The sequence below is a fragment of the Stenotrophomonas sp. SBJS02 genome (genome assembly GCF_020428325.2).
Classification (GTDB): Bacteria; Pseudomonadota; Gammaproteobacteria; order Xanthomonadales; family Xanthomonadaceae; genus Stenotrophomonas; species Stenotrophomonas africana.
Window position 1 is genome coordinate 2,902,167 of record NZ_CP109812.1, and the last position, 11,410, is coordinate 2,913,576.

The window sequence follows — 11,410 nt, forward strand, 5'->3', positions numbered from 1 at the left end:
CTGCGCACTTCATTCCGGCACGGCAATCGCGCATTCCGGCAAATCCACGGTCGGAATCGGCAGCCGGTTATGCAGAAGCGGCAACCATATCGGCAAGCGGATATGCAATTCCGGCAGAAACGATCGGGAAACCCTTGTAGCGCTTGGCTCAGGCCGGCTGGCCGATCTGCGCAGGCGCGCGCATGAGCGTGTCGCGCGGGAGTTCACCGAACACCTTGCGGTAGTTGTCGGCGAAACGCGACAGGTCCCACAACCCACAGCTGAGGGCAATGGCCTTGACCGAGCGACGGCTGGAATCGGCCATCGACAGGCTCCGGCAGGCTGCGCACAGGCGCAGCATGGACAGGTAACGGTTGGGCGAGGTGCCGAACAGATCCTCGAAGGCGTAGCGCAGCCCACGCTCACTGACGCCAGCCGCATCGCAGATCTCATTCATATAGATATTGCGGCGCAGATTGAGCCGCATGAAATTCTCTGCCCGCTGCGCGATCAGATAATGGGTGCGCCGTGCACGACTGCATCCAGGCCGATCGGCTGCACCGGCACCGAGCAGGGCCTGCACGTGCTCGTGCAGCAGCTTCTCGGTTTCTTCCGGTTGCAGGCTCGCCCCCTGCCCCAGTTGCACGTGCAGTTGCTGGTAATGCTGTGCAAGAGGAGCGGTCTCGCTGGCGAGATTGAACAACGACAACGCCTGGCCTGCCGGCGGCGTACTGCGAAGGCTCAACTCGGTCAGTTTTCGCTGCACCCGCGCAACCGGCACCAGCATCAGCGTCATGTGCGTACCCGGACTCAGCGTGAACTCGCTGATGCCTTCCGGCATCACCGTCAACGCCATGCCGGTGGTAAGCGGTACTCCGTGGCACCAACTCAGCGTTTCATCCGTTGCATGCAGGTAGCCCAGCATCGCCCAGTCCGGCGGCAGCATGAAACGGCCACGACAATGGAATCCACAGCTGATGCTGCAGAACAAAGCCTCTTCATGCACGCGCGAAGCGAAGGCCGCCCGGGGCCCGTTGCCATCGAGCAGAAGCAGTTCGACATCGCACACACGAAGTACGCCGCTCAGCGTCGCCAGGTCGATCGACCGCAGGCCGCTTTCGTCGCTGTCTCCTACCCCACCATCGACCATGACAGTGTCGTCCCCCCGTTTATATCCGTCGTGCGATGCGACCCCCACTGCCTGACAGGGCACGCACCCATCATGGAATTGCTTCCATCTCCGGGGCGAGCGATGCCGCCAACAACGTGCTCGCCCCATAAAGAAACACGAATACTTGAATGCGAGTATGCCCGATAATTTACGAGGATAAACATCCCTCGCTCCCGGAACAGGATGGATACAGACGTGAACGTAAAGTTGTCGCCCACGGCACGGTTTTCGCATGCGCAGGAATCTGGAATCACATTATCTGCACGTCGATGAATCGTTTTGCCAGGGAACGGATTTTCGTCACAGAAACGGACTGAAGTTTTAAGGCCCAACGACTTTCTGCCGAATTTGCATATAGGTTCCGGTTGCAGCTGGCCGCCATTCAGGCAAAGTCGATAACACGGTGATCCGGCCATCCAGCAATGGCCTCACCCAGGGGGACTGCATGACCATGCACGTATCGCTCGATGTTTCGACCACCGGCCCTTGGCCGCGGGGTCGTCATTGCGCGAACGACGTCCCGCCTGGAAACGATCACCCTGCTTGAGCACAGCGGGTCCATCCCGCCGTGCCTCCTCCGCCAGGATGCGCGGAGGCCCACGGACGATCCCGGCGGAGCCGGGCCACCGCCCAACAGGTGTCCTGTAGCAGACAGGTTGAGGGAGACAAAGGTCATGAACGCATCGATCCGCAAGTTCCTGAAGGAAGAAGACGGCGTAACCGCCCTTGAGTACGGGTTGCTGGCCGCGGTGATTGCCGGCGTCCTGATCGCGCTGGGCAGCACGCAGATCCAGACGTTCTTCAGCACGCTCTTCGAGAATCTCACCAAGCTTGCCAACAAGGCCTCAGGCACCGCGCCTGCGTAAGCCGCGTCCCAGGTTGGATCAGGGACAGCAACTGCTGACCGTCCACTGACGGACGATGGAGTGTGTGATGACACTGCTGGGATTGTTGGCCATCGGTGTGTGCCTGCGGATCGCGATCAGCGATCTGTACGCCCGTCGGGTGCCCAATGCCTGGCTGCTGTCTGCATGCGCGATCACCGTTGCCCTGCTCATCGCCGGCCAGTTCAGTGCGCCGCGCCTGCCGTGGATTTCCCACGTTGCCGGCGCGGCGCTCGGCCTGGTCGCATTGCTGCCCTTCTATACGCTGCGCTGGATGGGCGCCGGCGATGTGAAATTTTTTTTCGGCACTGGGATTGATGCTTGGCTGGCAGGCGCTGCTGCCGATCTGGATCGCGGCCAGCATCGCAGCGGGGGTACATGCAGCGGTGGTGCTGGTGTCGCGCCGGCTGGGTCCAGTACTGCCCATTGGCCTGCAGGCCCAGATGATCCGGGCGAGTTCGCAATGGCATTCACACCCGGCGCTGCGCGGGATGCAAAGCGCTCGCCAGGGACGCCAAGGCATTCCCTACGCGGCCTACCTGGCAATGGCAGCCATCGGTTGGATCCTCTTCAGTACGTACGGAGGCCTGACATGAACATCCATCGTCCAAGGCTGCAACGGGGCGTGGTCAGCATTGAATTCGCACTGATGCTGATGCTGGGCCTGCTGCCACTACTGCTGTTCACTTTCTCCGGCGTGATGATCATGGCGGCCCAGCAGACGCTGGCAACCGCCTCGGCCGAGGGTGCTCGCGCATCGCTGCGCTACGGCACTGCCAATGAACGCCGTACAGCGGCCTGTGTTGCCGCGCGTGGTTCGATGCAGTGGCTGCTGAACTTCTCGGGTCAGCCCGTCGACTGCAGCAATGGGGGAAGCAACGCCGTCACGGTATCCGCGCAGGCGCCCTGTGCCGGCCTCGCCACGGTCCAGTGCATCACCGTGACGGTCAGCTACGACTATGCCAGCCACCCCTTCCTGCCCGGCACCGCCACGCTCTACAAGTGGGTGATGAAGGCTCCCATCCGCAGCGTCGCCGTCGCCCAGCTCGACCTCGGCAGCGGCAACTGACGAACACTCAAGGAGACGGTTCCATGCTCAAGTTGACCCGCATCGCCGCCGTCGCCCTGATCGGGCTGGCCGTGCTGCTGGCCGTGGTTGCCTTGATGATCGGACGCAGGTCGGCAGCGCCTGCCTCGGTTGCCCCTGTTGCGCACAGCGAGGCCCAGGCAATCACCGTGGTCGAAGCCGTGGCGCGCCTGCCGGCCGGCGAACCGATCAGCGCCAATGGTGTGCGCCTTGCACAGCGAAGCACGCCGGTTGCCGGTGCCGCCACCAGCATGTCCGCGGTCGTCGGCAAGGTGCCGGTGCAGGATATCGCTGAAGGCACGGCGATCAGTGCCGGCAGTCTCGCACAGGGCTTCTCGCTGCAGCTGCGCGCGGGCGAACGTGCGCTGGCCGTACCGGTCGACGAGCTGGTGGGTGCCGGCAACCGCATCCTGCCGGGTGACTTCGTCGACGTGTTCCTCAACCTTCGCAATGCCCAGCCTAACGTCAACAGCCCAGGCGAAGCCGCGCAGACCCGCCTGTTGCTGTCACGCCTGAGAGTGCTCAGCTATGGCCAGCAGGACATTGCCCCAGCCAGCGATGCTGCGGTAGCCAGCAGTGAGGCCGACACCCGCAACGATCCACGCGCCGCCGACATCACCGGTAGCAGCAACCAGAGCACGGGCAGCGAGACCACCCAGCCCGCACGCAGCGCGGTACTGGCGGTACCGGTGGCCGATGCCAACCGCCTGCTGCTGGGTGCGCAGCAGGGCAAGCTGTTCCTGGCCCTGCGCAACCCTGCCGATTCCGGCCAGCCCGATCTGGCGCTGTTCCCGCAGGCACGCGGGGTGATCGATCCGCTGCGTGGCCTGGATGCAGAACAGCAACTTGCGCTGCAACGGCCAGAAAATCACGCGTTCGCCGGCATCGACGGCGATGCACTGGCCGGTCGCAGCAGCACGCCCGCCCGCAACTACCCGGAAGCGCCCGCCCGCGCGCGGCGCCGCGACGCAGCGCGCCACGCGCGCCGGGTATCGAGATCATCCGCGGTGACGGCTCCGCTCCCCGTGGTTCCCTATGACTGCATCGAGCGCATCCATGACCGAACGTCGCCACTGTCCACGTCCGTCCCCCCGCCAGCGCTGGCTGGCCCTGCTGCTGGTGCTGCTGGCACCGGCGACGAGCGTGGCTGCCGACGACCTGGTACTGCAGGCACGTGAGCAGCGCCCCTGGACCCTGCCGGGCGATCTGGAGCGGGTCGCCATTGCCGATCCGGGCGTAGCCGATATCGTGATGCTGCGCGGCCAGCGCCAGGCGCTGCTGGTCGGCAAGGCTCCGGGCACGACCACGTTGCTGCTCTGGCATCGCAAGCAGACCGAGCCACAGCGCCTGCAGGTACGGGTACAGAGTGCGGTACAGGGCGCCGCCGATGCAGGGGCGAACGGGCTGGTGTTCACCCAGCAGGACAACCAGGGCCTGCTGCAGGGGAGCACCGACAGTGTACTGTCGCACATGCAGGAGCAGAAGCCCGCTGCCATGGCGCTGGGCAAGGACGGCATGCTCGCCGATGCCTCCACCGTCAACAGCGGCGGCGTGGTCCAGGTCGAGGTCAAGGTGGTCGAGTTCAACAAGACCGCGCTGAAGCAGATCGGCATCAGCTTCCAGAACCGAAATGGCAGCTTCGCCTATGGTTTCGCGCGGCCTGGCGGCCAGCTGCCGGGCAATACCGGCATCCTGCCAGGCATGAAGGAGGGCAACTCCGGCAATGAAGCCGAGTCGCCCATCTCGTCTGCGTTCCGCCTGGTGTTCGGCTCGACCAAGGGACTGTGGAACGCCGACGTGGACCTGCTGCAGAGCAACGGCATGGCCCGCGTGCTGGCCGAACCCACCTTGGTTGCGCTGTCCGGTCAGAGCGCCAGCTTCCTGGCCGGTGGCGAGCTGCCCATCCTGGAGCCACAGGGACTTGGCACCACCACCATTACCTACAAACCATTCGGCATCGGCCTGACCGTGACCCCGACGGTGTTGTCGCCCAACCGCATCGCGCTGAAGGTGGCGCCGGAAGCAGCGATCTGGACTACAGCAATGCCATCGCGCTCAACGGCGTGCAGATTCCCTCGATCACCACCCGCCGCGCCGACACCACGGTCGAACTCGGCGACGGCGAGAGCTTCGTGATCGGCGGCCTGGTCAGCTCGAACGTCGTCTCCAACGTCGGCAAGATCCCCCTGCTGGGCGACCTGCCGATCATCGGCTCATTCTTCCGCAACTTCGACTACAAGCGCCAGGACAAGGAGCTGGTGATCATCGTTACGCCACGGCTGGTGCAGCCGTTGGCACGCAATACCGAGCTGCCGCTGCCTGGCGACCGCGAGGCCAAGCCGAACCTCCCCGAATGGGGCGCGTGGCTGCTTGGCCCGATCAGCCAGGACCCGGTACCCGGTTTCTCGCGCTGACTCCATGATGCCTGCGATACCACGCCCATGCCCTACGCCACCGCTCAGCCGCTGCATCCGCAAGGTCCACCGATGAACCTGGTCCTGTACGGAATGGATCGCGAACTGCTGCCCCGGCTGGCGGCCAAGCTGCCGCCGACCACCACCCTGCACTGGCAGGACAGCAGTGCGCCGACCTCCGCGCAGGACCTGCAACGCGGACCGCAGAGCCTGGTGCTGCTCGATTTCCGCCCAGAGCATGCGGCCGCGTCAAGCGTGCTTGCGCAGCAGCTGCAGCAGACCGAGCCGGATCTGATGCTGGTTGCGGTCGGCGCCACCAGTCCCGGTCAGGTGGAAGGCGTGGTGATGGCCCTGCGCGTGGGACTGCGTGATGTGCTGGACCTGGACAGCGACAATACCGGCATCGAAGCAGCGCTGCGCCGGGCGCTGTCGCCACGGCCAGCCGCCGCCGCACAACATGCGCACAAGGCACGCTTGATCGTACTGCTGGGCGTCCGCGCCGGCGTCGGCACCAGTACCCTGGCCGCACACCTGTCGGTGCTGGCACAACAGACACGCGCACTCGCCCAGGGCGAAGCGCTGCACCAGGACGGCCTGCTGATGGAGCTGGCGCAGCCCTCCGGCGATCTGGCGCTGTACCTCAACCTGGACAGCCGTTTCCACTACGAAGACGCGCTGCGCAATGCCAGCCGCATCGATGCCACCCTCGCCCGCACCGCAATGGCACGCCACGATTCGGGGCTGGTGCTGCTGGACCGCGCCAGCGGCAGCGATGCGGTGCCACCGTCCGATCCCGGCGCATTGCTGCAGCGCCTGCGCGGCGTGTTTGCCAGCGTGCTGTGTGATGCCGGTGGCTGTCCGTTGCGGCAGCTGCCACCGCTGCTGCTGGACCAGGCGGACGAAATCTGGCTGGTCATCGACGCGTCGATCGCCACGCTGGTGTCGCTCGATCAGGCCCTGAAGCATCTGGCCGGTCAACGCGAGCGCGAGAAGCGCCTGCAGCTGGTGATCAACCGCCACGACGACAGCAGCGGCATGAGCCCCGAACAGATCGCGCGCCGCTTCGAAGTACCGCTGCTGGCCACGCTGCCCGAACGTCCGCGTGTGCGCCTCGCTGCCAGCCAGGGCCACCTGCTGTTGCAGGATGCACCGCGCGACCCATACCTGCGTGCCCTCACCCCGCTCGTCTCGCGCCTGGATCCGGCCGCCTGCCCGGTCCAGGCACAGGGACTGCGGGAAAGACTCTCCCTTGCCCTGGGTGGATCGCAATGGAAGACAAGGTAACCCCGTTCCCGCATGCCGCCACCCGCCCGGTGCTGCCCGACACCGCGCCGGCGCACGTGCCGTTCGCGCAGACCGAGCAGTACCAGAAGGTGCTGTCGGCAGCGCATGAGCACTTGCTCAACAGCATCGAGGACGAGCGCATCGACATCGACTCCTGGGCACCGGACACCATCGCCCGATGGGTTCAGGTGCAGACCGTGGGATTCATCCAGGAATGGCGAATCCCGATCAACGAGGAGGAGATGCAGGTGGTTGCCGAAGGTCTGGTCAAGGAACTGACCGGCTTCGGCCCGCTCGACGACCTGCTGCACGATCCGTCCATCGAAGACATCCTGATCAATGGCTTCAGGGACGTGCATGTCTCGCAGGGCGGCCAGCTCAAGCGCGCGACCCAACGCTTCACCGACGATACCCACCTGCTGCGCATCCTGCGCCGCATCCTGGCCCCGCTCGGGCGTCGCCTGGATGACTCCAATCCGATGGTTGACGCGCGCCTGCCCAACGGCGGCCGCCTCAACGCGATCATCTCGCCGCTGGCGGTGGACGGACCGATGGTGTCCATCCGCAAGTTCCGCAAGGATCCGTTCACGCCTGACGAGCTGCTGGCCAAGGGCACCTTCGACGCACCGATGCAGGCACTGCTGAAGGCGATGGTGCTGGGCCGCTGCAACATCCTGGTCTCCGGTGGCACCAGCTCCGGCAAAACCTCCCTGCTCAATGCACTGGCCAGCTACGTGCCCCCGAATGAGCGCGTGATCACCGTCGAGGACACGGCCGAACTGTCGCTCAACCATCCGCACGTGGTGCGGCTCGAGAGCCGCATCGGCGGTGCCGAAGGCCAGGGTGCGGTCAGCATCCGCGACCTGGTCCGCAACAGCCTGCGCATGCGCCCGGACCGCATCGTGGTCGGCGAGGTACGCGGTGCCGAGGTGCTGGAAATGCTGCAGGCGATGAACACCGGCCATGACGGATCGATGGCCACCATCCATGCCAACTCGCCGCGCGACTGCCTGTACCGCATCGAGATGCTGGCCGGCTTCGCCGGCTTCCAGGGCAGCGAAGACAGCCTGCGCCGGCAGATCGCCAGTGCCATCGATTTCATCGTGCAGATCTCTCGATTGGGCAGCGGCCGTCGTGTATTGGTTTCGATCACCGAGATCACCGGCGTCAGCGACAACCTGATCACCACCCAGGAAATGTTCCGCCACGAGCTGCAGATCGACGGCAATGGCAAAGAGACCGATCGCTGGATCGGGCTGGGCTTCCATCCGCACTCGCACAAACTGGAGCCGTTCCGCCAGCAGCTGCGCGAGTCGCTGTACGGAGACTTCTGAACATGGGCACCGGCCTGCTGCTGGGCGTGTTGAGCATCATCTCGGTGCTGCTGGCGCTGGCGGTCTGGCTGTGGGGTACGGCCAGCAGCCGCGAACAACGTCAGGCATCGCTGCAGCATGCCGAGCAGCAGCTCGCACGTGGAAGTGCAGGCAGTGGCGCACCTGCCGGGCCATCCATCGCCGCTGCCAACGATCCGGCGCGAACGGCCAGCGGTGCACGCCGTGTGCTGCCGCTGGATGGCCTGCTGCAGCGTGCGGGCCTGCAGACCGGCTGGAAGCTTCCGATCATGCTGCTGGTGCCTGGACTGGTGCTTTCGGTCGTAGCGATGCTGCGGCTCGGCACCGCATGGATGTTCCCGCTGACCTTGCTGCTGTACCTGCTGGGCTGCTGGCTGTGGGTGATGCGGCGCACCTCGAAACTGCGCGCCCAGCTGCTGCATATGCTTCCCGACTTCCTGGACAACCTGGTACGGCTGACCGCACTGGGCAACAGCCTGCAGGCGGCGTTCCAGGTCGCGTCGATGCAGACCAGCGCGCCGCTGCGCGGGCTGCTGGATACCACGGTACGCTACGCGCGCAGCGGGATGGACCTGGACAGGGCGCTGGCACTGGCCGCACAGCCCTACCGGATGGACGTACTGAAAGTACTGTCGGTGGTGATCGGCGTCAGCGTGCGCATCGGTGGCCGCTCCGACCAGATCCTGCAGCGCATGGGTGATTTCATGCGCGACCTGGAACAAGCCCAGCAGGAACTGGCCGCGACCACCTCCGAGACCCGCATGTCGGCCTGGGTCCTCGGCTTGCTGCCACCGGCCTGCGCTGTGCTGATGGCGATCGCCAGCCCGGACTTCTTCCAGCCGGTGCTGCATGACCCGCTCGGCCACAAGATCCTGCTGATTGCACTGGGCCTGGAGCTTGTCGGTGGCTTCCTGCTGTATCGCCTGGCCAAGTCGCTATGAACCACCCCCGCCCCTGCGGAGACGACCGATGAGCGCCAGCGCGTGGTTCGCCCTCTCCCTGCTGGTGCTGGCCGCCGGTGTCGCCCTGCTCGGTATCGGCGGCTGGGTACGCAGCCATCGTGAGCACCGCACGTCAGCCACATTGAAGACGGCCCTGCAACCGCGGGAGGACGCCCGTGACAGCGAAACAGCGCCGCAGCGCGACTCTCTGGGCTGGCTGGAGCGTTTCGGCCGGGCGCTCAGCGGCGGTCGCCTCGAGGCCGCGTTGCTGACCAATGAAGACCGGCTGCTGCTGGACCTGGCCGGCTGGAACACCCGCCGCGGCACAGCCATCTACCTCGGCCTGCGCCTGCTGCTGGCCGTGCTGGTACTGGCCCTGGTGCTGACATTCAGCAGCGTCACAGGGCTGGCCAGGATCATGGTGATCATCGGCGCGCTGGCTGCCGGCCTGCTGCTGCCCAAGTTCATCCTGTCCGCCTGGGTGAAGCGACGCAGGCGCGCTGTCGAGAACGAATTGCCCCTGCTGATCGATCTGCTGCGCCTGCTGCAGGGCGTGGGCTTCAGCATGGACCAGAGCCTGCAGACGCTGGGCGACAAGCTGCGCGATGCACTGCCGGTCCTCGGTGGCGAACTGCAGGAGGCCAACGTCGCCTACACCCACGGCCGCACCCGCGCGCAGTCGCTGCGGCGCTTGAGCGAAGTCTATGCCTACGATGACCTGACCAGCCTGATGCAGTTGATCCTGCAGGTGCACGCACATGGCGGCGCGGTGCAGGAACCGCTACGGCAGTTCAGCATCCGGCTGCGCGAACAGCGCCGTAACACCCTGAAGGAAAAGGTCGGCAAGCTCTCGGTGAAGATGACCGTGGTGATGATGCTGACCCTGCTGCCAGCGCTGATGCTGGTCCTTGCCGGCCCGGCGCTGGTCGCGCTGGCCACCACCATGTCCAAGATGGGATCGCCCTGATGCCTGCCCTGCGCACCTCCTGCCTGCTGCTTGCCCTCGCCGCCGTCGCCAGCGGCTGCGCGTCAACCACGCCGAAGTACCTGCGCGCGCCCACCCTGGCCGCACCCGAGCCGGCACCGCAGGACAGCCGCAATGCCTACCTGGAGCTGATCGCGCGCATGCAGCTGCAGGGTGCCTGGTATGCCTCGCTGGCGCATGTGGATGCCTTCCGCCAACGCTACGGCGATCCACCGGCGCTGCGTCTGCTGCAGGCCGACGCGCTGCGCGAGACCGGGCAGGCCGATGCGGCCATCGCCCTGTACCGTGATCTTTCCAGCGGCCCACAGGCGGCGGCCGCCGCGCACGGCCTGGGCCTGATCGCCGCACGCCGTGATGACGATGCAGGCAGTGAACAGGCACTGGCGCGGGCCACGCAGCTGCAGCCCTTGAATACCGACTATCTGGGAGACCTCGGCTACGCACGCCTGCGTGCCGGACAGTTCGATCAGGCACGTGAGCCGCTGGCCAAGGCCTTGGAGCTGTCCCCGGGCAACGCCAAGGCCACGGCCAACCTCGCCCTGTGGGCCGTGTTGCGCGGTGACACCGCCACCGCCCAGCGCCTGGCGCAGCAGGCCAGCCTCAACGAGGACACCCTTCGCAGCATCCAGCAGCAGGCCGCACAGATCCGCACCCGCCTGCAGCAACGACAGGCATCTGCAGCAGTGGCCGCCCCCGCGCCTGCCGCACCCGTCGCTGCTCCCGCGGCCAGCGCTGCACGGCTGGCCGTCGAGCCGCGTCGCGAGACCCGCGACGAGCGCGACCCGCAGCGCCTGCCGCCTTCGATGCTGGAACGCTTCAGCACCTCCGATCACCCGAACGGGAACACACCATGACCGCGATGCCCCTGACCCGAGGCCTGCTGCCTGTGCTGGCCTGCCTGTTGATTGCAGGCGTCGCGCAGGCGCAGCAACAGCCGTTGACCGGGCAGATGCTCGGCGGCAGCGGCCCCGCACCGGCCTCACGGCCGTTGCAGTCCGAGCCGCTGCCCACCGTGGATCTGTCCACACCTGCACCGCCGGCACCCGCCGCGATGCCGGCGGCGATCGCCGCCACTGATGCCACCACACCGGCGGTCCGCCCTGTACGCAGCCAGATCGGCGATACCACCCGTGGCCTGTTCCGCCTGCAGGCTTCGGGGCAGCAGGCCGGGCAGCGCCTGCCGATCCTTGGCGACCAGGCCACGTTGAGCTATGCCCGCTACATCAAGAGTTTCGAACACGAGATCCCGGACTTCTTTGAAGCCGATGTCGCCAAGTCCAAGGGAACATCCTCATCCGGACGCTGAGGTAGGC

9 protein-coding genes and 3 pseudogenes are annotated in these 11,410 nt (G+C 66.1%); 11 read left to right on the top strand and 1 reads right to left on the bottom strand.

Annotated features, from left to right (window positions below; all coding sequences use genetic code 11):
* Positions 1–148: 148 nt before the first annotated feature.
* Positions 149–1,129 (bottom strand): helix-turn-helix domain-containing protein, encoded by a 981-nt coding sequence (locus FQS62_RS13460; RefSeq protein WP_099589682.1) that lies wholly within the window; start codon positions 1,127–1,129, stop codon positions 149–151.
* A gap of 695 nt (positions 1,130–1,824) precedes the next feature.
* Here FQS62_RS13460 and FQS62_RS13465 point away from each other — a divergent pair.
* From FQS62_RS13465 to FQS62_RS13515, 11 genes and pseudogenes are all read left to right on the top strand, one after another.
* The gene (locus FQS62_RS13465) at positions 1,825–2,016 is read left to right on the top strand and encodes a Flp family type IVb pilin (protein ID WP_099589683.1); all 192 of its coding nucleotides are present in this window, start codon (positions 1,825–1,827) and stop codon (positions 2,014–2,016) included.
* A 67-nt stretch (positions 2,017–2,083) separates the two neighbouring features.
* Positions 2,084–2,630: pseudogene (locus tag FQS62_RS13470) on the top strand (A24 family peptidase).
* Positions 2,627–3,103, top strand: coding sequence for a TadE/TadG family type IV pilus assembly protein (locus tag FQS62_RS13475; RefSeq protein ID WP_099589684.1), 477 nt, complete (start codon positions 2,627–2,629; stop codon positions 3,101–3,103). Before FQS62_RS13470 ends, FQS62_RS13475 begins: the two are co-directional and overlap by 4 nt.
* A 23-nt stretch (positions 3,104–3,126) precedes the next feature.
* A pseudogene (gene cpaB, locus FQS62_RS13480) lies at positions 3,127–4,160 on the top strand (Flp pilus assembly protein CpaB).
* Between the two features lie 17 nt (positions 4,161–4,177).
* Positions 4,178–5,535 (top strand): annotated as a pseudogene (locus FQS62_RS13485) (type II and III secretion system protein family protein).
* Positions 5,536–5,562: 27 nt separating this feature from the next.
* The gene (locus FQS62_RS13490) at positions 5,563–6,819 is read left to right on the top strand and encodes a CpaE/TadZ family protein (RefSeq protein WP_208043018.1); all 1,257 of its coding nucleotides are present in this window, start codon (positions 5,563–5,565) and stop codon (positions 6,817–6,819) included.
* Positions 6,804–8,153 carry a TadA family conjugal transfer-associated ATPase gene (locus FQS62_RS13495; protein WP_049448358.1) on the top strand — a complete coding sequence of 450 codons (1,350 nt, stop codon included), beginning with the start codon at positions 6,804–6,806 and terminating at the stop codon, positions 8,151–8,153. The genes FQS62_RS13490 and FQS62_RS13495 overlap by 16 nt, the downstream gene beginning before the upstream one ends.
* A 2-nt stretch (positions 8,154–8,155) precedes the next feature.
* Positions 8,156–9,112, top strand: coding sequence for a type II secretion system F family protein (locus FQS62_RS13500; protein ID WP_099589687.1), 957 nt, complete (start codon positions 8,156–8,158; stop codon positions 9,110–9,112).
* 28 nt (positions 9,113–9,140) lie between these two features.
* On the top strand, positions 9,141–10,079 hold the full coding sequence (locus tag FQS62_RS13505; protein WP_049448353.1) for a type II secretion system F family protein: 939 nt from the start codon (positions 9,141–9,143) through the stop codon (positions 10,077–10,079).
* On the top strand, positions 10,079–10,951 hold the full coding sequence (locus tag FQS62_RS13510; RefSeq protein ID WP_226053637.1) for a tetratricopeptide repeat protein: 873 nt from the start codon (positions 10,079–10,081) through the stop codon (positions 10,949–10,951). Before FQS62_RS13505 ends, FQS62_RS13510 begins: the two co-directional genes overlap by 1 nt.
* Positions 10,948–11,403 carry a DUF3613 domain-containing protein gene (locus FQS62_RS13515; protein WP_208043019.1) on the top strand — a complete coding sequence of 152 codons (456 nt, stop codon included), beginning with the start codon at positions 10,948–10,950 and terminating at the stop codon, positions 11,401–11,403. The genes FQS62_RS13510 and FQS62_RS13515 overlap by 4 nt, the downstream gene beginning before the upstream one ends.
* Positions 11,404–11,410: the final 7 nt, after the last annotated feature.